The sequence below is a fragment of the Pseudomonas sp. B21-017 genome (assembly GCF_024749245.1).
Classification (GTDB): domain Bacteria; phylum Pseudomonadota; class Gammaproteobacteria; order Pseudomonadales; family Pseudomonadaceae; genus Aquipseudomonas.
Genome location: NZ_CP087194.1, coordinates 1,865,535 through 1,887,500 on the forward strand (window position 1 = coordinate 1,865,535; position 21,966 = coordinate 1,887,500).

Annotated in this window: 23 protein-coding genes; 8 read left to right on the forward strand and 15 right to left on the reverse strand. The window is 57.4% G+C overall.

Translation table 11 applies throughout. From position 1 onward, the window contains the following. Window positions 1–5: 5 nt before the first annotated feature. From LOY28_RS08310 to LOY28_RS08345, 8 genes are all read right to left on the reverse strand, one after another. Window positions 6–3,266: a transporter substrate-binding domain-containing protein gene (locus LOY28_RS08310; RefSeq protein WP_309475737.1), complete on the reverse strand. Its 3,261-nt coding sequence runs from the start codon at window positions 3,264–3,266 to the stop codon at window positions 6–8. 8 nt (window positions 3,267–3,274) lie between these two features. Beyond that, window positions 3,275–3,901 (reverse strand): response regulator transcription factor, encoded by a 627-nt coding sequence (locus LOY28_RS08315; RefSeq protein WP_007940027.1) that lies wholly within the window; start codon window positions 3,899–3,901, stop codon window positions 3,275–3,277. 255 nt (window positions 3,902–4,156) lie between these two features. Further along, a complete protein-coding gene (locus tag LOY28_RS08320; protein ID WP_018930010.1) occupies window positions 4,157–4,561 on the reverse strand; it encodes a response regulator in 405 nt (134 codons plus the stop codon). Window positions 4,562–4,732: 171 nt separating this feature from the next. Next, window positions 4,733–6,064, reverse strand: coding sequence for a deoxyguanosinetriphosphate triphosphohydrolase (locus tag LOY28_RS08325; protein ID WP_007940029.1), 1,332 nt, complete (start codon window positions 6,062–6,064; stop codon window positions 4,733–4,735). Between the two features lie 67 nt (window positions 6,065–6,131). After that, window positions 6,132–7,295 (reverse strand): EAL domain-containing protein, encoded by a 1,164-nt coding sequence (locus tag LOY28_RS08330; protein ID WP_018930009.1) that lies wholly within the window; start codon window positions 7,293–7,295, stop codon window positions 6,132–6,134. 124 nt (window positions 7,296–7,419) lie between these two features. Beyond that, complete coding sequence (locus LOY28_RS08335; protein WP_019020946.1) at window positions 7,420–7,761, reverse strand: hypothetical protein; 342 nt, start codon at window positions 7,759–7,761, stop codon at window positions 7,420–7,422. Continuing rightward, complete coding sequence (locus tag LOY28_RS08340; RefSeq protein ID WP_018930007.1) at window positions 7,758–8,147, reverse strand: phage holin family protein; 390 nt, start codon at window positions 8,145–8,147, stop codon at window positions 7,758–7,760. Before LOY28_RS08340 ends, LOY28_RS08335 begins: the two co-directional genes overlap by 4 nt. A gap of 1 nt (window position 8,148) precedes the next feature. Continuing rightward, window positions 8,149–8,463, reverse strand: coding sequence for a YqjD family protein (locus tag LOY28_RS08345; protein WP_018930006.1), 315 nt, complete (start codon window positions 8,461–8,463; stop codon window positions 8,149–8,151). 305 nt (window positions 8,464–8,768) lie between these two features. On the opposite strand from LOY28_RS08345, the gene LOY28_RS08350 reads away from it, so the two are divergent. Next, entirely contained in the window at window positions 8,769–9,977 is a 1,209-nt protein-coding gene (locus LOY28_RS08350; protein ID WP_064621209.1) for an ammonium transporter, read from the forward strand. Between the two features lies 1 nt (window position 9,978). On the opposite strand, the gene LOY28_RS08355 is transcribed toward LOY28_RS08350, so the two are convergent. Then, window positions 9,979–11,691: a monovalent cation:proton antiporter-2 (CPA2) family protein gene (locus LOY28_RS08355; protein WP_258613331.1), complete on the reverse strand. Its 1,713-nt coding sequence runs from the start codon at window positions 11,689–11,691 to the stop codon at window positions 9,979–9,981. Between the two features lie 199 nt (window positions 11,692–11,890). Between LOY28_RS08355 and LOY28_RS08360 the strand changes: the two genes are divergently transcribed. The 3 genes from LOY28_RS08360 (at window position 11,891) to LOY28_RS08370 (ending at window position 13,577) form a co-directional block, all read left to right on the forward strand. After that, window positions 11,891–12,133 carry a glutaredoxin family protein gene (locus LOY28_RS08360; protein WP_019582515.1) on the forward strand — a complete coding sequence of 81 codons (243 nt, stop codon included), beginning with the start codon at window positions 11,891–11,893 and terminating at the stop codon, window positions 12,131–12,133. Between the two features lie 160 nt (window positions 12,134–12,293). Continuing rightward, window positions 12,294–12,614 (forward strand): hypothetical protein, encoded by a 321-nt coding sequence (locus LOY28_RS08365; protein ID WP_007895054.1) that lies wholly within the window; start codon window positions 12,294–12,296, stop codon window positions 12,612–12,614. Between the two features lie 72 nt (window positions 12,615–12,686). Next, window positions 12,687–13,577 (forward strand): pseudouridine synthase, encoded by an 891-nt coding sequence (locus LOY28_RS08370; protein ID WP_258613332.1) that lies wholly within the window; start codon window positions 12,687–12,689, stop codon window positions 13,575–13,577. Between the two features lie 84 nt (window positions 13,578–13,661). Here the strand turns inward: LOY28_RS08370 and LOY28_RS08375 are convergent, their stop codons facing one another. Continuing rightward, window positions 13,662–13,883: a YgdI/YgdR family lipoprotein gene (locus LOY28_RS08375; RefSeq protein ID WP_258613333.1), complete on the reverse strand. Its 222-nt coding sequence runs from the start codon at window positions 13,881–13,883 to the stop codon at window positions 13,662–13,664. Window positions 13,884–13,959: 76 nt separating this feature from the next. Then, window positions 13,960–14,562: a molybdenum cofactor guanylyltransferase MobA gene (gene mobA / locus LOY28_RS08380; protein ID WP_018930001.1), complete on the reverse strand. Its 603-nt coding sequence runs from the start codon at window positions 14,560–14,562 to the stop codon at window positions 13,960–13,962. Between the two features lie 80 nt (window positions 14,563–14,642). Here mobA and moaB point away from each other — a divergent pair, with 80 nt between their 5' ends. Both moaB and glp read left to right on the forward strand, forming a co-directional pair. Beyond that, complete coding sequence (moaB, locus tag LOY28_RS08385) at window positions 14,643–15,182, forward strand: molybdenum cofactor biosynthesis protein B (RefSeq protein ID WP_007940044.1); 540 nt, start codon at window positions 14,643–14,645, stop codon at window positions 15,180–15,182. Continuing rightward, complete coding sequence (gene glp, locus LOY28_RS08390; protein ID WP_018930000.1) at window positions 15,166–16,392, forward strand: gephyrin-like molybdotransferase Glp; 1,227 nt, start codon at window positions 15,166–15,168, stop codon at window positions 16,390–16,392. The genes moaB and glp overlap by 17 nt, the downstream gene beginning before the upstream one ends. A 66-nt stretch (window positions 16,393–16,458) precedes the next feature. On the opposite strand, the gene LOY28_RS08395 is transcribed toward glp, so the two are convergent. Continuing rightward, on the reverse strand, window positions 16,459–16,767 hold the full coding sequence (locus LOY28_RS08395; RefSeq protein WP_018929999.1) for a hypothetical protein: 309 nt from the start codon (window positions 16,765–16,767) through the stop codon (window positions 16,459–16,461). A 324-nt stretch (window positions 16,768–17,091) separates the two neighbouring features. Here LOY28_RS08395 and yegS point away from each other — a divergent pair, with 324 nt between their 5' ends. Continuing rightward, window positions 17,092–18,009 (forward strand): lipid kinase YegS, encoded by a 918-nt coding sequence (gene yegS, locus LOY28_RS08400; protein WP_026286710.1) that lies wholly within the window; start codon window positions 17,092–17,094, stop codon window positions 18,007–18,009. Here yegS and LOY28_RS08405 read toward each other — a convergent pair. From LOY28_RS08405 to LOY28_RS08415, 3 genes are all read right to left on the reverse strand, one after another. After that, window positions 17,993–18,652, reverse strand: coding sequence for a response regulator transcription factor (locus LOY28_RS08405; RefSeq protein WP_019582509.1), 660 nt, complete (start codon window positions 18,650–18,652; stop codon window positions 17,993–17,995). The two genes, yegS and LOY28_RS08405, sit on opposite strands and share 17 nt — an antisense overlap. Next, window positions 18,649–19,542 carry a sensor histidine kinase gene (locus LOY28_RS08410; RefSeq protein WP_258614422.1) on the reverse strand — a complete coding sequence of 298 codons (894 nt, stop codon included), beginning with the start codon at window positions 19,540–19,542 and terminating at the stop codon, window positions 18,649–18,651. Before LOY28_RS08410 ends, LOY28_RS08405 begins: the two co-directional genes overlap by 4 nt. Before the next feature lie 492 nt (window positions 19,543–20,034). Then, complete coding sequence (locus LOY28_RS08415; RefSeq protein ID WP_258613334.1) at window positions 20,035–20,505, reverse strand: hypothetical protein; 471 nt, start codon at window positions 20,503–20,505, stop codon at window positions 20,035–20,037. 462 nt (window positions 20,506–20,967) lie between these two features. On the opposite strand from LOY28_RS08415, the gene LOY28_RS08420 reads away from it, so the two are divergent. Then, window positions 20,968–21,903: a chemotaxis protein CheV gene (locus LOY28_RS08420; RefSeq protein ID WP_018929995.1), complete on the forward strand. Its 936-nt coding sequence runs from the start codon at window positions 20,968–20,970 to the stop codon at window positions 21,901–21,903. Window positions 21,904–21,966: the final 63 nt, after the last annotated feature.

The following is a 21,966-nucleotide window of genomic DNA, read 5'->3' on the forward strand; positions in this document are numbered from 1 at the left end:
ACTGCTCAGCCTTCCAGCATAGTTAACGCTCCGTCATTCTGCTGTTTGTCGTGGCGTGCGAGCTGTTGTCGCAACGCGTGATCCAGTTCGAGCATGGCGCGCTCCATGGACTTGCTGCAATCGGCCACTTGATCGTGGTGGAGCCTGTTATGGCAGGCCTTTTCGAGCGCCTCGCAACTGTCGATCAGTCGGGAGGCCTGGACGATTCGCGCCGCTCCCTTGATTTTGTGGGCAATGTCGAGGAGTGACTGCCGGTCGTTTGACCGGGACAACGTCAGCAGCGTTTGCCGATCCAGGTGGTTGCTATTCAGCAGCTCGGTCAACAATCGCCGGTTCAGTGCCGGGTTGCCACCGGTCAACAGGTGCAGCCCCTCCAGACTGAACGCCGGGTCGCGGACCGTCGGTGCAATGCCTTCGATCCATTGGCTCAAGGCTGTCAGGCTGAGAGGTTTGAACAGGCAATCGTCCATCCCGGCTTGTTTGCAGCGTTGTCTTTCCTCCGGTTGCGCATTAGCGGTGAAACCCAGAACGGTACAGGCAGGGCGCTGCACGCGCTGTTCATGTTGGCGAATGGCACGAGCCATCTCATATCCATTCATGATCGGCATATTGCAATCGGCAATCACCAGGTCGAATGGCTGATCTTTCCACGCCTCCAATCCCGCCTCGCCATCTGCTGCAACCTTGAACCGATGCCCCAGAAACTCCAGTTGCTGGCACATGAGCAAGCGATTGGCCGGGTGATCATCGACCACCAGAACGTTCAGGGGGGCAGCGCTCTGGTGAATTTGTGGCTCGGCAATTTCCGGCATCTGTACAGGCGGCAGGGTTGCCAGATTCAGCGAAACCCGAACCTGAGTGCCGACCCCAGGCTGGCTGCTCAATTGCAGGTTGCCGCCCATCATTTCGCACAGATTGCGGCTGATCACCAGCCCCAGCCCCGCACCGCCCCTGGGTAACTGGCTGGAGTTATTGGCCTGGACGAAAGGCTCGAACAGTCGCTGCTGATCCTGCTCGCTGATCCCGGCGCCACTGTCCTCAACCAGCAACTGCAGCTGCATGCGGTCGGGCTCGTCGGTCGGTTGCAACTCGAGGCTGATCCTGACCTGACCCTGTTGCGTAAACTTGATTGCATTGCTGATCAGGTTGGACAGCACCTGCTTGAAACGCATCGGGTCCAGCAGGACATCGGTCGCAGGTTTAGCAGGGTTGAATGCCAAGTGCAGTCCGAGATTCTTTTGCCGGGCCAGCCCGTCGAAGATCCTCACCACCGAGGCCACGGCTTCAGCCAGATTGACGCGTTCCGGGCTCAGGCTCAGACGTCCGGATTCGATGCGCGCAATGTCGAGAATGTCCCCGATCAGTTCCAACAGGTCTTTTGCCGAGTGATACGCGACGTCGATGGCCGGTCGATCCGGATGGCCAGGATCAATGCGTTTGAGTGTTAGCTCCAGCATGCCGATGATCGCGTTCATCGGCGTGCGGATCTCATGGCTCATGGTTGCCAGAAAGGTGCTTTTAGCCCGGTTGGCTTCATCGGCACGTTCTTTCGCCGCCTGCCGCTGTTTTATCTGGCGTCTCATATAGGCGTTCCAGGCAACGGAGATCAGCAGCAGTACGCCAGCACCGGTAACGATCTGATAGAACACTCTGTGATAGTTGCGCCAGGTACTTTGCGAGGCCGCCGAATAGCCACGCCAGCGGTTATTGATGATGCCCAGCTCTTCCGGTGCGATGCTCAACAGCGCCTTGTCGAGGATGGCATTCAGTTCTTTGGCGTCGCGCCCGGTCGCCAGGGAAAATGCCGCCTGCTGGGTGCCGATGGTGGTGGTGATCTGAAGTGCCCGCTCGAAGATCCGCGATGAGATGAAGTAATTGGCGATCACCAATGAGTTCACCGCACCTTCTGCCTTGCCCTCGGCGAGCAACTCCACGGCACTGAATGTGTCTGGAGTTTCGACCAGATTGATCCGCGGAAACTCGCTGCGCAGGTAATCCACCAGTGGATTGCCCTGGGCAATGGCCAGGCGTTTGTCCTGCAGTTGGTTGAGGTTGGTCGGGCTGTCGGCCGCTTTGCGTGTCAGCAGGACAAAGGAGTTTTCCAGATACGGGCGGCTGAAGTTCAACATCGTTTCACGCTGTGCGCTGGGGAGCAGGGCGGCGATCAGGTCGGCCTGCTGGTTGGCGATCTGCTCGACCATCTCGTCATCGCTTCGGCTGCGCTGGATCTCGAAGCGCAAACCGGTGCGCAATCTGATCAGTTCGAGCAGGTCAGCCGTGACACCCCGAAAGTTGCCGTCGCTGTCAAAAAACGTCAGCGGCGCAAATGCTTCATTAACTACCACCCGCACAACCGGATGTTGCGCCAGCCAGCGTTCTTCATGGTGGGTGAGTTGCAGTTTTTGATCGGTGAGAAGAATGTCGCTGCCGGCACTCCAGCGTTTGGCGATGTTTTCCCGTTCGCTGGTGGGGATGGCCTTGAGTACCGCGTTGATGATCCCGAGCAGGTCCGGGTTGTCCTTCTGTACGGCAAAGCTGAAACCATGGGCTTCGTGTTTACCGAAGTTGGCCATGCGGATGTTGTTCAGATACCCCTTGTTGATCATGTAATGAGTTGAAATGGTGTCACCGAGAAAAACGTCGGCCTGGTCGAAGGCAACCGCGTTGATTGCATTCTGGTAGGACGGGTAGGAGGTGATGATTGCCTTCGGATACAGCGCCCTGACTTCGTCCAGGGGCAGATAGTGATAGACCATGCTAAGCCGCAGGCCGGCGAGTCCATCTGTCAGTGATCGGGTTTCTCCTTCCCGTGTGACCAGCACGGGTTGATCCACGGCGTAAGGGATGGACAGCGCAATGTCGGCATTGTCGGCCTCGAACCCGTTGGCGGTGCCGAGCATGTCGACCTGACCCTTTTCCAGTGCCTCGATCGCAGCCCCTCGGGACGCGAAGCGCTGAACCTTGACGGGCAACCCCGTAACCTTGCCGAGGATGCCGGCGTAGTCGGCGGTGAAACCTTCGTAGTCGTGGCCGCTGAGGGTCAGGTCGAAAGGCGGATAATCCGGGCCTGATGTGCCCAGGATCAATTCACGTTTGTCTTTGACCCATTGTCGTTGTGAGGTATCCAGTCGGACTTCCATGTGCCCGGTCGTTGAGCGACTGAGCAGGGTGTAGTTTTCACTGGCTGTCTGCGCCGCGAGCACCGGGGTACTCATGCATAAAGCCGTGACCATGAGTCTTAGATAATCCTTCAAACGACTGGGCATCCTGTTCCTCACACTAGCGCGTTACGTTTTGCCATATCGATGAGTTCAACCAGAGATTTGGCTTTGAGTTTCTGCATAAGTCGTTTTTTATAGGTGCTGACAGTCTTGTTGCTGAGGAACATGCCCTTGGCAATTTCCTTGTTGGTGCGACCTTGGGCAAAAAGTTGTAATACCATCAACTCTCGATCATTTACGGATTTGAACAAGTCCAGGTCTGCCCACTGTGCGTCGTCACAACGAACTGGGTTCAAGGCCTCGCTGGGGAAGTAGTTGTAACCTGATAATACTGCTTTGATCGCGCTTACCAGTTCACTGAGCTCTTCCTGTTTGCATACATACCCTGATGCACCTGACTGCATGCAGCGAATACCAAAAAGTTTTGGGCATTGTGCAGTCAACACCAGTGTTTTTAATGGTGTGCTCATTGCGTTGAAACGTGAGAGCACTTCCAGCCCATCCAGTTTGGGAATACTGATGTCGAGGATGATCAGGTCGGGCATGCATTCGCGCACCATTTGCATGGCATCGACGCCATTGTCAGTTTCACCGACGACTTTGTAACCTTCATGTTCCAGCAGCATTCGAACGGCAAGGCGGATGACAGGGTGATCGTCGACAATAAAAACGGAGTTCATAATCAAATCCCATACGTGCACAAATAAAGCGCGCACCTTAGCTCAGTAGTTGAGGGGGCGCATGAACTGACAAGCCGATAGCAGCAATATAGGAAAAGTCCTACAACTGAAAAAGAAATGGACTACGTGTCAACTAGGTTTTGAATGAGGAAGGGTTAAAAATTTGATGGTTTAGTCAAGAGGCTAAAAGGCGTTTGGCTATAAGTATTAATCTGTGTTTTGGATGTGGTTCTAGTGTGTGAGAGTTGGTGTTTTTTATTGTGAGGCCAAGGTCAACAAGTTTCTAAAATCTGATTGTTTCAATGGCTTGATCAAGTAACCCAGCAAGGGAAGTCCGTGTTCGTAGGCTACTGTTTTAAGTTTTTCCAGTTCGGCGGATGTCAGGCTGCTCAGCAGTATTGCCTGTCTGATCATTCCCCGGTGACTGGCGAACTCGATCAAATCAAGACCGGGAAGGTCGGGCAGGCATTGGTCGCACAGAAGAATATCGAACGGTTGCGCAGCTTTGAGCATTTGTTGCAAGGCGCCTTCGGCACTGTCAGTGGTGGTCAGTTGGGTGAAGCCGTAACTCTCGAGCAGGTATTGAGCCGCTCTCAGCTGAAACGGATGATCTTCCACCAGCAATATGTGCCAATCGTGTTTGAACGTAGGAGTTTTCATGCGTCATCTGTCGAGCAGTGGGTGTGCAATTGTTTCGCGAGATGGTCGAACAATCGATCAGTCAGCTCTGCACAAGGTGTAGGGCGATTCTGTCGATGTTGAAATACAGATGAATGTCGAGACATTCGATCAGCCGTTCAGACGTCGCTGACGCGGCTGATCGATGCGCTGTTATCCGTGGCTTGAACGACCGGTCATTTCCAGCGCCATTTCACCGGCATAGCTGTCGGTCATGCCGGCGATGAAATCAATCATGCGCAAGAAAGAGGTGTGCAACGGGCCATGCGGGTCGGGTGCATTGTTGCCCAACAGGTCGAGTATGCGCCGGTTCTTGAAGGAGGGCGTACGACCATTGTGTTGCTCCAGTGCTGCGCCGCAAAAAGCATTGAGCAGGATTTCCAGGGTGGTGTAGGCGCCGATTTCGTGCAGCGTCTTGCGCTTGTCCTGGAAGATTTTTTTGCGTGCCATGTCCTTGGCATTCAAGACACAGCGTTTGGCCGGGCCATGCATGTGTTCGACAAGGTCCCCCGGTAGCGTGCCGGACAGCAACGCGTCCTGTTGCTCGACAAAGGCTCGGGCTGCTGCGTTGGTCAGGTGTTCGATGGCTTTGCCCCGCAGAATCGCCAGTTTGCGCCGCCGCGAATCCTGTGGACCGAGCTGACGATAGGTTTCCGGGAGATCGTCGCCCACCAGGTCCAGCAGCAGGGACTCGACTTCGGCGTACTCCAGCAGCTCCATTTCCAGGCCATCTTCCAGATCGATCAGCGCGTAGCAGATGTCGTCGGCGGCCTCCATCAGATACACCAGCGGATGGCGCGCCCAGCGCTGTTCTTCCAGTTGGGGCAGGCCGAGTTTATGAGCGATCTGTTCCAGCAGCGGCAGTTCACTCTGGTAGCAGCCGAACTTGTGCTTCTTATAGCCCAGTGAGTCGGCGTGCCGGGCCGTCCACGGGTATTTCAGGTAGGTGCCCAGGGTGGCATAGGTCAGCCGGGTGCCTCCTTCGAACTGATGGTATTCAAGCTGGGTGAGCACCCGGAAACCTTGGGCATTGCCTTCGAAGTTGAGGAAGTCGTTGCGTTCGGCTTCGCTCATGGCATCCAGCCAGCCACGGCCGGCGGCCTGCTGGAACCAGTGGCGGATCGCGTCTTCGCCGGAGTGGCCGAAGGGTGGGTTGCCGATGTCATGGGCCAGGCAAGCCGATTGCACCACCATCCCCAGGTCGCTCGGTTCACACCAGTCGGGCAGCGCGCTGCGGATGGTTTCACCGACGCGCATCCCCAGCGAACGGCCGACGCAGCTGACTTCCAGCGAGTGAGTCAGGCGCGTATGAATGTGATCGTTGCTGGAGACCGGATGGACCTGGGTCTTGCGCCCGAGACGGCGAAACGCGCCTGAGAAAATGATCCGGTCGTGGTCTTTATGGAAAGGACTGCGGCCGAGTTCTTCCGGGCTGTGCACAGGTTTTCCGAGGCGTTCGCGGGTAAGCAGGGTGTGCCAATCCAAGGCTGGTTTCTCCGTCAGGTGACTGAACCCCTAGCTTCCCGTTTCGCGCCGGTACCTGCAAGGAGAACTACAACCCCGCAGCGTCGATATCGATGAGCAGTAGCCGTTCGCCGTTATCGAAAAACTGCCCCGCAGTGAGGCAGTACTGATTGCTGGTGGCGTCGCGGTAAGTGTTGGAAAGCGTCAGACGGCGCTCATCCCAACCCTCGGCCAGCAAGTGATAGAAATAGGGGCGCCATGACCAGTTATGGCCCAGGTAGCGGCTATCGGCTTCCCAGCCGTTGTTGCGCCATTCCAGGTTGGGGGTCAGTTGCGTGCCGTGGCGGTCGCACTGATAAAAACGCAGCAGCCAGGGAAACGCCTGCAGTTGCGGCAAGGCGCTGAGGGGGGCGCAGGCTTGAGCCCAGGCTTGCAGGATGGTCATCAGTTCGCTGAGTTGCTGGCGCATGATCATCAGGCGAGCGCGTTCAGTCAGCTTTTGCTGAACGTAACGCTGGCGCAGTTGCGCGAAGCGCTCGACAAAGGCGTCGGTGGCGAAGAAATCCGCTTGCGCTCGGGCGAACAGAAAGCCTTGTACGTAGCGTGAGCCGCACTCCAGGGCAAAATTCAGTTGAGCTTCGGTTTCCACGCCTTCGGCGATGATCCAGCAACCGGTTTTTTCCGCCATTTGCGCCAGTGCCTTGACCACATCGCTGCTGGGACCGCCCAACGCGGCGGCCTGGAACAGTCGCATGTCGAGTTTGAGAATGTCCGGTTGCAGGGCCAGCACGCGATCGAGTTGAGAGTAACCGGCACCGAAATCATCGATGGCGATCCGCGCCCCGGCTTGCCGGTAGCGGGCCACGACTTCAGCCAGACGCTGGCTGTCGCCGCCCAATTCGGTGATCTCGAAGACGATTCGCTGTGCATCGACACCATGCCTGCTCAGTTGCTTGAGGCTCGGCAGTGCCTGGTCCCGGCGCAAGCGGCTAATCCAGCGGGGTGAGATGTTCAGGCTGAGAAACCAGTCCGTGGGCGCTTCATGCAGACGGCTCAGGGCGTTGTCGCGAATCTGGCGATCGAGACGTCGCAGGGCGATAGCCGGGGTTCGCGGATCGGCGAACAGCGCACCTACCGAGATCAGTTGACCATCGGCCTGGCGCAGTCGGCCCAGCGCTTCGACACCCGCGATACGGCCTGTGGCGGTATCGATGAATGGCTGAAAACAGGCGAGCGGTTGCCCGTCGATCACGAGGCCTCCTTATTAAGGTGTTGTTCTGGATAAATACCTGGTCCCAGGTAGGCACGCAGGATCAACCTCTCGATAAAGAGGTTGATCCTGGTGGTATTGCAAGAATGCAGCCAGACAAGACTGATTAGTGTTTGCGCGAAGCGCTCTGCATGACCAGCTTGATCAGCGGCCCTAGTGCGGCGCCCAGGCTAACCAGCTTGGTCAGGCTGCCGATACCGCCGCCCTTGGCACCCTTGCCGGTCAGAAAACCCAACCCGATCACGGCGGCGATGCCCCAGAGCGGGGCGTGTTTGATGCCGAAGCCGTCTTGCAGGCTTTGTGTCATGCCGCGCACCCGTTGCAGGGGCTGCAGCAGTTGTTGGGATTCGTGGCGAATTTCCTGGCGATGCATTTCCATGCGCAGACGGATCAGTGCCTTGCGCATTTCCGTTCGCGAACTATTGCGGGGAAGTTCAGGCATGCTCATGGCAACAGACGCTCCCGATCATTGGCCAGCTCCTCGAGGGTGCCATGGAAGGGTGAGGATTCATCGAAAATCGCCGCCCTCAAGCGCATCGCGCAGAACAACGTAGCGAGGGTGTAGAACACACAGAGCCCGATGATCGCCGCCAGGCGATAGGTGTCCCAGAACAGGATCAACACCAGCGTCGACAACCCCACCAGCAACAACAAGGCAAAGACCAGCGTCAGGCCTGCAAACAGCAACAGGCTTACGGTACGTGCTTTTTGCTCCTGCAGTTCGATGCCGAACAGTTCGACATGGCTATGCAGCAATCCAAGAAACGCGGCACCCAGGCGCCGCGATGAAGAGCGGGTGCCCGTCGCGGACGAGCCGGATTCATCGATCGCCATATCAGCGCCGAGTGGCCAGCAGACCAATCAGGAAACCCACGCCGGCTGCAATCCCGACCGATTGCCATGGGTTGGCCTGGACGTAATCTTCCGTGGCGGCGACAGCCGCTTTGCCGCGCTCTTGCAGGGCGTCTTCGGTCAGCCTCAGGGTTTCCCGGGCACGCAGCAGGCTGTCGCGGATCTGTTCGCGCAGCTCATCGGCCTGATCACCGGCCAGGGAGGCGGTGTGTTCCAGCAACCGTTCGGTATCGCTGACCAGTGTCTGAAAATCTTCCATCAGAATTTCTTGAGCAGTCTTTGCCTTGATGCGTGCCATTGGTGATCTCCGTAAGTGGCTTCTGAAGCGTTCGAGTATGAGCCTTGCGCGAAGGTTCAGTACAAATGACTGGTACATCTTTTGCTACGTCGTGGTGCGTCAGCCGGCGCTATTGCGCTGTTGCCGGGCATGATTTCAGGAAAACCCTAACTCAAACAATCAAAACTCGCGCAGAGGCGGCGGTCTTGTGCGCCAAAGCGGTTCATCCGGATCAGCGTTGCGGTCTGGATTGGCTGCAACTTGGTGCGTCGACCATCTGCGCGAACTGCTTTGGTGCTTTTTTCAGCCTTCAGGTCTGCCAATCCATGGAAAATCTGCAAAGTGCTGTGGACAGTCTGGTCCATAGCTCCAACACGTTGTTCATCCTTATCGGTGCGGTCATGGTTCTGGCCATGCACGCCGGTTTCGCCTTTCTTGAGGTCGGCACAGTTCGCCAAAAGAATCAGGTCAACGCCTTGTCGAAGATCCTCAGTGACTTCGCCATTTCGACCCTGGCCTACTTCTTTATAGGCTATTGGATTTCCTATGGGGTCAGTTTTATGCAACCGGCGGCGGTGATCACCGCCGACCATGGCTATGGGTTGGTGAAGTTTTTCTTTCTGCTGACCTTTGCCGCGGCGATACCGGCGATCATTTCCGGAGGCATCGCCGAGCGCGCCCGGTTCGTCCCGCAGTTGTGCGCGACGGCGCTGATCGTGGCGTTTATCTACCCCTTCTTCGAGGGCGTGGTCTGGAACGGCAACTTCGGCCTGCAAGCCTGGTTGCTGGCACGTTTCGGCGCCAGTTTCCATGACTTCGCCGGCTCCGTGGTGGTTCACGCCATGGGCGGCTGGCTGGCACTCGCGGCGGTGTTGCTGCTGGGGCCGAGGCAAGGTCGTTATCGCGACGGGCGACTGGTGGCATTCGCGCCGTCGAGCATTCCCTTCCTGGCGTTGGGGTCGTGGATCCTGATCGTCGGCTGGTTCGGTTTCAACGTGATGAGCGCCCAGACTCTGCAAGGGGTCAGCGGGCTGGTGGCGGTGAATTCGTTGATGGCCATGGTCGGCGGCACGGTGGCGGCGTTGATCGTCGGGCGCAATGACCCGGGCTTCCTGCATAACGGCCCGTTGGCTGGATTGGTGGCGATCTGCGCCGGCTCGGATCTGATGCACCCGGTGGGCGCATTGGTGACCGGCGCCATCGCCGGGGGCCTGTTTGTCTGGTGCTTTACCGCGGCTCAAGGCAAATGGCGTATCGACGATGTGCTGGGTGTCTGGCCTTTGCATGGGCTCTGTGGTGTCTGGGGCGGGATCGCTTGCGGCGTTTTCGGGCAAACCGCTTTGGGTGGATTGGGGGGCGTGAGCCTGATCAGCCAGTTGATCGGCACCTCTTTGGGGGTAGTCGTGGCGCTGGCCGGTGGTTTTGCCGTGTATGGCGCGATCAAGGCCGTCCATGGCTTGCGCCTGAGCCAGGAAGAAGAGTATTACGGCGCGGATTTGTCGGTGCACAAGATCGGCGCCATGAGCCAGGACTGAATCAGCGTTCCTCATCGTCGGCGCCAGGGTAAAAATCGTGCAGCAGGCGATAGCGGTCATGCCGTACCTGGTCGACCCGGTCCTGCACCTGCTGGCCGGGTATGCCCAGCATGATCAGAGCGTGGGAGGCGAGCATCAGGCTGGACTCCAGCAACTCGGGTACGACTTCGCTGGCACCGGCCGCCTTCAACTCGGCCAACTGGCTGTCATCCCGGGTGCGCACCAGGATCGGCACGGTCGGGTTGAACCGCCGTGCTTCCTTGAGAATCAGCAGGGCGATGTCCGTCTTGTCCACGGCAACCACCAACAGTCTTGCGCGCTCCAGCCCTATCGCGATCAGCAGCTCGCCGCGGCGTGAGTCGCCATAGTGCACACTGCTTTCATTGACCACAGCTTCCTGGACCCGCACCGGATCGGTGTCCAACGCGATGTATGGTTGCTGAACATGACGCAGGAAACGCCCGATGGATTGACCGACGCGGCCGTAGCCGCAGATCACCACGTGATTGTGCAGGCCGGCATTGAGCGCGCTGATTTCTTCGAGTTCGGCTGCTTTGTTGGGTTTGCGGTGCAGACGCATGGCGATGCGGGGAGCGGCACGCAGAAGTAAAGGCGTTACCAGCATCGAGCAGAACGTGGCCGCCAGCAGCAGGCCGCCGAGGTCGGCGGGCATCAGTTTGTTCTGTTGCATCTGCGCCATCAGGGCAAAACAGAACTCACCCCCCTGGGCCAATGCCAGGCCGCTGCGCCATGCAGTTTCGCCATCGCTGCCGCGCCATTTGACCAGCAGTGCGACCAGGGTGCCCTTGATCAGCAGCAACCCCAACGTCAGACCGAGAATCAGCAGGCCGTGGCTGGCAAACAGGCGCAAGTCGATCAGCATGCCGATACTGACGAAGAATACTCCGAGCAGAATATCGCGGAACGGACGGATATCGGCCTCGATCTGATGTCGGTAATGGCTTTCCCCCAGCAGCATGCCGGCGAGAAAGGCGCCCAGGGCAGGAGAGAGGCCGAGCAGGTGAGTCAGCCAGGCCGTCAGCAGAACAATCACCAGTGCCAACAGCACGAACAGCTCCGCGGACCGGGCCGCGGCGACTTCATGGAACAGCCGTGGCAGAAACCAGCGACTGACCAGCAGCAAACCGACGAACAGCACCAGGGTCTTGGCCAGCGTCAGCGGCAGCGCCCAATACCAGGCCTGGTCACTGCTGCCGGCGAACACCGGCACAAGCGTCAGCAGCAACACCGCAACCACGTCCTGGAACAACAGCACGGCGATGGCATTCTGGCCGTGACGGCTGAATATTTCGCCGAGGCTGCTCAACTCCTTGCTGACAATGGCGGTAGACGACAGCGCCAGACCGGCGCCGAGTAACAGGGCTGGTGTGATCGGCATGCCGAACAGCATCAGCAAAGCTCCCAGCAAGATCCCGGACCCCAGCACTTGCAGGCTGCCCAGGCCAAACACCACCTGGCGCAGTGCGAACATCTTCGACAGGGAAAACTCAAGCCCCAGGGAGAACAGCAGGAACACCACGCCCAATTCGGCCAGATCGGGCAAATCTTCGTTTTCATTCACCCAGTTGAACGCTGTCGGCCCGATCATCAGCCCTACGCACAAGTAGCCCAGCACCGGTGGCAAACGCAGGCGCTGGAACAGTGCAATCACCACCAGGGAGGAGGCGAGGATGATCAACAAGTTGGCAAACACAAAAAACTCCGGTGAGGGTTCTGGCTACTCAAGCGTAGAGGCAAAAAAGACGCGAGCATTGCGCAAATGACCGGCGACGCAAATGATTTGCGTCAGAGTTTTGCTGAAATCTCTTGAAGTCACCGTTGCTCGGACGTCGGCTCGACGGCGTTTGATGGCGGGCCTAGAATGAGCGCTTACTTCGTTTGGTCTTGTCGTCATGCCTCCTGAATGTCAGCTGTTCGGCACCGTTGGTTGCCATCTTTGTGAAGTCGCCGAAGCCATGCTGATGGAGTTTGTCGAGCGTGGTCTGTTGGTGGAGCTGGTGGATATCGCTGATGATGAAACCTGGTTCGAAGCCTACAGCCTGCGTATTCCGGTGTTGCGTCGGGTCGATACCGGCGCTGAACTGGGCTGGCCGTTTAGTGCCGAGCAGGTGGTGGCGTTCCTGCGCGAGTCCTGACACTGCTGGCGATGCCCCACCTGTCGCGATCCTCGTTTCATTCGTTGGCGAAAGGTTGGTTATTCGGTTACTGTATGTCTATACAGTTATTCGGATTGCCTGCCATGCTTCTCCCTGTTCGGGTTTGGGCAGATGATCCCGGACGTCAGAGGGATGAAATGTGGTCAATGTCGAACAATTGAAGAACAGCGTGAACCGGATGTCGGCGGACGTGGTGCGCGAGGCGGTTCTCGAGTTGCGTCTGGATGGTCTGGTCACGGAAGGAAAAACGCCTTTCAACAAACTGCATTTCAATACCTGTTTCGCCGAAATCGAAGCCTTGTTCCAGCGTGCGGGTTATCACCGGCAGCTCGATGTCGTGGGCTATCAGGGGTTGTTGTATGCGCTCTATGATCCGGGTCGCTGGGAAGCGGTCGATGTGCTGCGCTGGCTCAAGGAGTTCACCGAAGCGGCCGCTCGAACGCAGTCAATACCGGCCTGAGGATTCTCTTCTAGGTTCGTTCCGGCCACTGTTGGATAATGCTGCCCTGCATTGAGGGTTAGAGTTTTTCGTATGTCCACTTCATCGTTTTCTGCTGCGCACAACCAGGCCAGCACGCTCTATCTGCCGCCTGGTCCGTGGCAGACCGTATTCGATTGCCTGTGTGAACACTTCAGCGCCATCGGTCGTGAGCAATGGCTGGACAGAATTGCTCGCGGTCGAGTCCTCGATGGGCAAGGTATGCCGATCGCTCTGGATCTGCCTTACAAGGAAGGTCTGCGAATTCATTATTTTCGCGAGGTGCCGGACGAAAAACCGATCCCTGTGGTGGAGTCGATCCTCTATGCCGACGAGCATCTGGTGGTGGCGGACAAGCCGCACTTCCTGCCGGTGACGCCGGCTGGGGAGTATGTGGAGCAGACATTGCTGCGACGACTGATCCGGCGACTGGATAACCCGCATCTGGTGCCTTTGCATCGTATTGACCGGCATACGGCAGGGCTGGTGCTGTTCTCAGCCAATCCTCAGAGTCGGTCGGCGTATCAGTCATTGTTTCCTACACGCCAGATCGAAAAACGCTACGAAGCAATCGCCCGGGCATTGCCTGAACTGACCTTCCCGATGGTTCATAAAAGTCGACTCATCGATGGCGAACCGTTCTTTCGCATGCAGGAAGGTCCGGGCGTCAGCAATACCGAGACGGCTGTCGAGGTCCGGGAAAAAAACGGTGAGTTCTGGCGCTATGCGCTTTACCCGGTAACGGGCAAGAAACATCAGTTGCGAGTGCACATGGCGGCCCTGGGGGCTGGTATCTGCAATGACCCGTTCTATCCGCAGGTGCTCAAGGATGTTGAAGACGACTATGCCAATCCCTTGAAGCTGCTGGCCCAGGGGTTGCGATTTGTCGATCCGGTTACGGGGCACGAAAGAGAGTTCGAAAGCACAATCACTCTGGAGTGGTGATCATAGGCGATCCTGTTTTTCTTCTGCCACGAAAAAGCCCGCTTTAAAAGCGGGCTTTTCTGTATCCGATGGTCGCCGCAAAGATTACAACTCTTTAACGGTACGAATCTGATCCTTGTTGATGCGGGTGTGCTTGCCATCCAGCTGTTCGAACTCGTAAAAGCCCGATTCTTGATCGTACTTAGGCGCGTCGACGGCCTGGATTTCTCGACCGTCATTCAAGGTGATCACTGAAGGCGATGCACAACCGGCGAGTGTCGCAAGGCCCAGTGCGAGCATGAAAGTGGCGAGGGTCCGTTGGGTCATGGGTGTGTCTCCGAATGGAAAATCTTTTGAATACTGAGCTTGAGACGTATGCAGCGCGTGCAAGTTCCTTCGAGCGTCAGTCTGACACAGTGTGATGCGTGCTTAACAGTTCCGGCGTATTGAGGTTGGCCAGGCGAGGGTCGTTGTCGGGGCACTGCAGGGCCATGGCGCCCAATGTGCGCATCAGTCTGCCCGGGCTGCGCTCGCCTTCGTTCCAGGCCGTCTCGAAAGCCCCTGAAAGAGCGACGGGAATCATGCACAGCAAAGGTTCCCAGTGTTCTCCATGGCGTAGCATCAGCGGTTTGTCCGGATGCTGCGCGGCCGTTTCACGCATGTTCTGGAGCAGCGCCGCATCGATGCATGGCACATCGCAGGGCAATACCAGCAGGTGCGTGTGGCGGGCGGCCTTCAGGCCTGCGCGAATACCCGCCAATGGTCCCGGAAAGTCGCCTTCATCGTCATGGACCAGCTGATCCGCATAAGGCGCATATTTCTCCAGGTTTCTGTTGCAGGAGATGATCAAATCATCACTCAGCAGACGGGTCTTGCGGTGCAGATGCGCGATCAGTGGCTCGCCGTGCCATTCCAGCAAACCCTTGTCCTGACCGCCCATGCGTTGGCCACGCCCACCCGCCAGGAGCAAAATGGAGCACGGCGCCAAAGGTGTATCCGAGGTCATTGCACTTCTCCATGGGGCGGCGAAAAAATGAGGCGCTGTGATATAACACCGGGCTGTTTCTCCTACAACTGGACGAGCCTATGAAAGCCAAGGCTGATGTACCTTTCGCACCGCTCAACATCGCGGTGCTGACTGTCAGCGATACCCGTACCCTGGAAACCGACACCTCAGGCCAGGTCTTCGTCGACCGCTTGAGCGCTGCCGGTCATAACCTGGCGGCCCGTGTATTGCTCAAAGATGATCTCTACAAAATTCGTGCGCAAGTGGCCAACTGGATTGCCGATGAAGTCGTGCAAGTGGTGCTGATCACTGGCGGTACCGGGTTTACCGGTCGTGACAGCACGCCCGAAGCGGTGAGTTGCCTGCTGGATAAGCAGGTCGATGGTTTTGGTGAACTGTTCCGGCAGATATCGGTGGCGGATATCGGTACTTCCACGGTTCAGTCCCGGGCCTTGGCCGGTCTGGCCAATGGCACGCTGGTTTGCTGCTTGCCGGGTTCGACCAATGCGGTGCGCACCGGTTGGGACGGCATTCTCGCCGAACAACTGGATTCCCGGCACCGTCCGTGCAATTTCGTGACCCATCTGAAACAGGCGGCACCCTGTGAATCCCGCGGGTAAGCCAGGCAAGACTGGCAGCCTGATGGCTGTCGAGGTGGCGCTCGCGCGGCTACTGGAAATGGCCGACGCCTCGAGAATTCATGAGCACCAACGCCTGCCGTTGGCGCAGGTTCTGGGGCGTGTACTGGCTGCTGATCTGGTCTCGACACTTGATCTGCCGCCTTGGCCCAACAGTGCCATGGATGGGTATGCCTTGCGCGTCGCCGACTGGACGGGAGAACCGTTGCCGGTCAGCCAGAAGATTTTTGCGGGTCAGGCTCCGGAGCCCTTGAAGCCTGGGACCTGTGCGCGGATCTTCACCGGCGCGCCTGTGCCCGCGGGTGCCGACTGTGTCGAGATGCAGGAGAACGCCGAGGTTCAGGCGGATGAGCGGGTACGTTTCACCGAGACCATGACCCCGGGGCAAAACATCCGTCCACAAGGCCAGGAAACCACCGCCGGTGAGTTGATCTTGCCTGCCGGTACACGCCTGGGTCCCATCGAACAGGGGCTGGCGGCATCGTTGGGGTGCGCTGAACTGGATGTGGTTCGCAAGGTTCGTGTTGCGGTTTTGTCTACCGGGGATGAGCTGATTGAGCCGGGCCAGGCCCTTGGACCGGGACAGATCTACAACAGCAATCGAGTGTTGCTTTGCAGCTGGTTGCAGCGCTTGGGCTGTGAGGTGATCGATGCTGGCATTCTTCCCGATGATTTAGCGACCACTCGTGCCCGTCTCGGCGAGTTGAAGGATGTCGACCTGATTCTCTCCACCGGTGGCGTATCGGTGGGAGAAGCCGACTTTCTGGGCATTGCCTTGCGGGAAGAGGGCGAGTTGACCCTGTGGAAGCTTGCCATCAAGCCAGGCAAGCCGCTGACGTTCGGGCATTTTCGCGGTGTGCCTGTCATTGGTTTGCCCGGCAATCCGGCGTCAACCCTGGTGACTTTTGCTTTGTTGGCAAGGCCCTACCTCTTGCGCCGCCAAGGCGTAAAAGAGATCGAACCCCTGAAGTTTCAGGTACCGGCAGGGTTTGTCTGGCCAAAGGCTGGTAACCGACGTGAGTACTTGCGCGGACGTCTGGAGAATGGCCGGGCAATCATCTACAGGAATCAGAGCTCTGGCGTACTGCGCAGTGCCGCCTGGGCGGACGGTCTGGTTGAAGTGCTGGAGGACCGTACACTGATCGAGGGTGATAGTGTGAGCTTCATCCCGTTGAGTGAAGTCCTGGGCTGATGCAGGTCCTGGTTCTGCCACGCAAGCCCGGTCGAAAGCGTTGGGGCTTGCGTGCATGACCGTTCCTTAATTTGCCAGAAGTGTCACGACCTGGTCGAAGCGACTGTTGGAGATCCAGCTCAAAAGCCCCAGGACCACAGCTGTTCCGCCAGCTGAATAGGCAAGCCTGTGCTTGATGGATTTGACGTCGCCGCGGACTTCATCCAGGTCTCTGCGGATGTACTTGAGATGTGTCTCCAGTTCAGTGACGCGAGGTTCCATATCAACTTCTCCGGTGGGCTTTGCGCTGCTTTTGAATTCAGCCTGCTGATTGACGTGATTGTCTGAGAACGGTGTAACCGGAGTTACCGGTAGTCTGAGGTCATGGCTTTGCATGGAATAATTGGCTCCTTGCGTTAAAACCATTCAGGTGGCCCATACGGTTATTACTTACGATTTTTGAGGACCTTAAAGGGGTTCCATTCATTGTTTGCACATCCCTGTGTAATTTACTGGTGATGACTGATAACCGCTGACACAACGGTGTACCAATTGCCCTGATGGGTCAATTGAGCCGATTCCTCAGGTTTTGTAAGAAAAAATACCGCTCTGTAGGACTCAAGTGTCCTTCCCCAGGAAATAATTGAAATCCTTGCGACTTTTATGAGGGACTGCGAGGTCAACATCTCCCATACGGATTCGGAAAGGGGGGTGATCAAAATGAACGAGCGCAAGGCGCTGTTGATTCTGCATGGCAAGCAGGCACTCAATGAGCAGGTCCGTTCAGCTGTCGAAGGCAAGCGCCAACAAGGCTGGGAACTGGCTGTTCGACTGACCTGGGAGGCTGGTGATGCGCAGCGGCTGGTGGGGGAAGCGTTGACGGCGGGCTATACGCAGCTGATTGCCGGCGGCGGCGATGGCACCTTGCGTGATATCGCCGAAGCCATGGCGGCGCATTCGACTCAGGCCAGCCTGGTGCTTTTGCCCTTGGGCACCGCCAACGATTTTGCACGCGCCGCGGGTGTGCCCCTGGAGCCCGCTCAAGCGCTGGAGCTTTTGGAGGCCGCCCCGCATGCCATTGATCTGGGGGAGGTGGGTGGGCAGGTTTTTCTGAACATGGCCACGGGCGGCTTTGGCAGTCAGGTCACGGCCAATACTTCCGAGGAACTGAAAAAAATTCTTGGCGGCGCGGCTTATCTCTTCACCGGTTTATCGCGTTTCAGTGAGTTGCATGCGGCCTATGGCGAGTTGCAGGGGCCGGATTTTCACTGGGCCGGTGAGTTGTTGGCATTAGGCATCGGCAATGGCCGACAGGCTGGCGGTGGTCATATGTTGTGCCCGCAGGCGCTGGCTGACGATGGTCTGCTGGATATCAGCATTTTGCCCGCGCCCCAGGAAGTGGTCGGTACCTTGAAAGACCTGCTGACCGATGGCTTCGGAATCGACAACATGTTTGTGCGAGCCCGCTTGCCATGGGTCGAGATCAAAGTATCGGAGGGCCTTTATATCAACCTTGATGGTGAGCCTCTGGAGGGCGATAGCCTGCGGTTTTCGGCACGGCCGGCGGCATTGCGGGTGCATTTGCCCGAGGGCTCGCCGCTGCTGAGCGGCTCGAATCCGGCTAATCGTCCAGACTGATGATTTGCTCGCGCACGGCGAACAACACCAGGCCGGCCACATCGTAGATCTGCAAGCGTTTCATGATCTGCGAGCGGTGGGTTTCGACAGTCTTGATGCTCAGGCCCAAGCCATTGGCAATTTCCCGGGTGGATTTTCCGCGAACAATCAATCGCAGGATTTCCAGCTGGCGTGCCGTCAGGTTGTGCGAGTCCTGGGTTGGCGCCTGATTTTTCTGGGTTCGGGTCAGCGCCTGGTTGATGACGGTGTGGGCAATGGCCGGGCTCAGGTAGCGTTCGTTATTGCGCAAGGCATCCAGGGCATGTTCGAGCTCGGTGGCCGTGGTGTCTTTGAGCAGGTAGCCATGAGCCCCGGATTCGAGTGCTTGCATGATGAGCGCCGGGTCGGTGTGCATCGACAGGATGAGCACTTTGCACTGCGGACGTACTCGTTTGAGTCGCTGCAAGGCTTCAAGGCCACCGGTTTTCCTCATGGAGATATCCAGCAGGATGATGTCCGGGGACAGTTGCTCGACCATCTCGAGTAACTGCGAGCCGTCACTGGCCTCCCCAATGACCGCATAGCCGGGAATATCCAGCACCAGAGCGCGCACGCCAGCCCTGATAAGCGAGTGGTCGTCCACCAGAAGTAAGTTACAAGTCAACGCATAACCTTATTCGTACTGGCCCGTTCCAGCGCACGGGGCGCCCAGGGGAAGAGTGCTTCGATTTGAGTGCCTTTGCCCGGCTCGCTGGTCACGGTCAGCGTGCCGCCCAACTGATCGATCCGTTCCGACATTCCGGCCATTCCGCGTTGCCCCTCGCGAGCAGGGTCTGCCGCTGGCTCGAACCCCAGGCCATCGTCACTGATTAACAACGTCAGGCCTTGGGGCAGACGTTGCAGGCGGACCAACAGATTCCTGGCTTCGGCATGGCGCAGCATATTGGTAACCGCTTCTTGAGTGATGCGAAAGGCCGCCACCGCCATTTCTTCCGGTATGCCAGTCAAACGTTGATGGCATTCCAGGCTCCAGTTCACGGACGTATTGGCCAGGGTTCTGAGTAAATGCGCACGCAGACTGGCTTCCAGCCCGAGACTGGTCAACTGTCGTGGGTTCAGGATGGCTGATACATCACGAACTTTGGTCAGGGTTTCGTCCAGCGTATCGCAGAGGACCGAACATTGACCCTGCAGTTCTTCAGGCAATCGACGTTTGAGCCATTCACTCTGAAGTTTTGCGGCGGTCAGCAATTGGCCAATATCATCATGCAGTTCCCGACTGAGCCGGTGACGTTCATTTTCCTGAACTTCCAGCAGACGGTCGGCCAATTCTTGAGGCTGAAACTTTATCGATTTGAGCGAGAGGCGATGCCCCACCCAGACGCAGGTCAGCGCCGCAGTATTGAGCACCAGCAGACTCACCGGCAGAGGCATCGACAAGCTGTAGACCAACAGGCTGCCAAGCGTCGAGCAGGTGCACACGAAAAGCGTGAACCGGCGCGCGCTTTTTCGGGAGGGTGGCCACTGGGCGATTGACTTGAGGCTGGCGTACATAGCGGATGGAGCCAATGGATGTTCGCTGCGGGCAGACCGGTCATAAGGGCTGACGGGTCTCTGTTTGAAAATAGGTTGTATGAGTCGCCTTTAATGATGGCAGTGCAATGCTCGAAATAAAGCCTTCAATGTTATGAGCTTGTTCGCGCCAAGGGGCACTCTGTCATTAATTGACGTCAACGAATGGGCGGCATAATACCACTTAAGATACCGTTGGTCGCGTTCGGCATATAGGTAGGCATCTTCAGGAAATAACGTTTTTGGACGATAGTTCCATAATGGAAAAACTTTTTGATTTTTATCTTCGAAAGATATCGAGTGTGCCAGGCGTTTAGATTTTATTGGCAGGCACTATCTGAAGTCGGGGCCGGGGTATCTATTTGTTTCGAGCTGCCATCGACGGGTATGAAATATTCAAATGCGGTATGCGCACACTCAAGTTACAGGGCGACATCATTACAATAAAAAATGTGCAACACAGGGTTGATGAATTTAAGCCTGTCGTTCAGAGAACGAAACGAGCCTGAACTGCTTGGAGTGGCTGGGCGGCTGAAACTGACTTTGTCCCACTTGAAATGCAAACGCTTCGATCAGGGACGTCTGTTCACTGTCATCGAGGCCGAGTTGGCCGGTGGTCTGGTCGATGAGTTCGAGTTGCCAGGCCATTAACGTGAAGCAATCCTTGAGCGCATCCAGGGCCTGATCATGCAGGTCCATGTGATTCTGGGCGTGGCTCAGCAATCCATGAATGTGCAGCGAGAATTCCGAAACCGTTGCCAGTGCCAAGGCATCGGCCTTGTTTGCCAGCTTGAGAAGGGTACTGAGCATGCAATCGATGGCGTCCTTGTCATTGCTGATCAACTGCAAATGACTCAGGCACTCCTCGGACTTGGCCAGGAGTGTTTCAGCCTCGACGAGAAACTCCGGAATTCGCTGGGCCCACTCTTTAGGGTTGTTCGCCATGCTTATCTCCACAACGTCATGTCAGATGAGGGAATGTCGTGTGTGTCGACGAGAACCTTACGTGTCCCGGCGCTGCCATGCCTTGGTGAGATCGCGCTCTGGCAGGCTTGGGCACCGACTGGGGAACTCGAGAGGGTGGATGGCCACTGACCTGCGATCGCACACAAAAGCCTGACTCCGTTCATGCAATGAGAATGGCGTCACATTAATGGCTATTGGATATTGCGAATATCAGGTTGGGCCTGATTGTGCCTAGGGGAATCCCTTACACAGGGGAACCTAACGTGCAAACCAAGGTCGCGCCGCAAGGGATGAAGCAGATGAATTCACGGGGTCAGTAAAGCATGATGTTAATGTGACATCAATGCTTGGGCATGGCATTTTGTCCGGGGGTCAAGATTCGGCAAAAACTGCCGATAACTCTCTTTAGTGAATTCATCAGAACAAGCCCAGGAGTCATTAATGGCCGGCATTCTCGACACGGTAGACCAACGCACGCAACTGGTGGGTGAGAATCGCCTGGAAATTCTCATGTTCCGGCTGGCCGGACGGCAATTGTTCGCGATCAACGTCTTCAAGGTCCAGGAAGTGCTGCAGCTGCCGAAGCTGACCCTGATGCCGCAGCGCCACCCTTTTGTTTGTGGCGTGGTCAACCTGCGTGGCCAGACGCTGCCGGTGATCGACCTGTCCCAAGCCATCGGCATGCGTCCGCTGGTGCCAAGCCCCACCAGTACGATCATCGTCACCGAGTACAACCGCTCGGTGCAGGCATTTCTGGTCGGTGGCGTGGACCGCATCGTCAATATGAACTGGGAAGCCATTCTGCCGCCGCCGACCAGCGCCGGTCGCCAGCATTACCTGACCGCCATCAGCAAGGTCGACGATCAGCTGGTGGAAATCATCGACGTCGAAAAAGTCCTGGCCGAAATCGTGCCGTACAACGCCAAGGTCTCTCGCGACAAACTCGACGATCCGGTTCTGGAGCGCGCCCGTGGCCGTGAAGTGCTGCTGGTGGATGACTCGAACGTGGCTCTGTCGCAATTGCGCGACACCTTGGGTCAGTTGGGCGTGAAAATGCATATTGCCAGTGATGGCTTGAAGGCGCTGAACATGCTCAAGGCCTGGGCTGATACCGGTGTGAACATGACTGACAAGCTGTTGATGATCTTCACCGATGCGGAAATGCCGGAGATGGACGGCTATCGCCTGACCACCGAGATACGCAACGACCCCCGTTTGCGCGGCCTTTATGTGGTCCTGCACACCTCGCTGTCGGGTAGCTTCAATGACTCGATGGTCAAGAAGGTCGGCTGCGACAACTTCCTCTCCAAATTCCAGCCCGACAAACTCGTCGACGTGGTGCGTCAGCGCCTGATGCTCGACGAAGTGCCGGCCTGATAACAATCTGGAAAAACGCGGTGGCAGGGTTTGGGGCTGCTGTGCAGCCCAACGGGGGCAAGC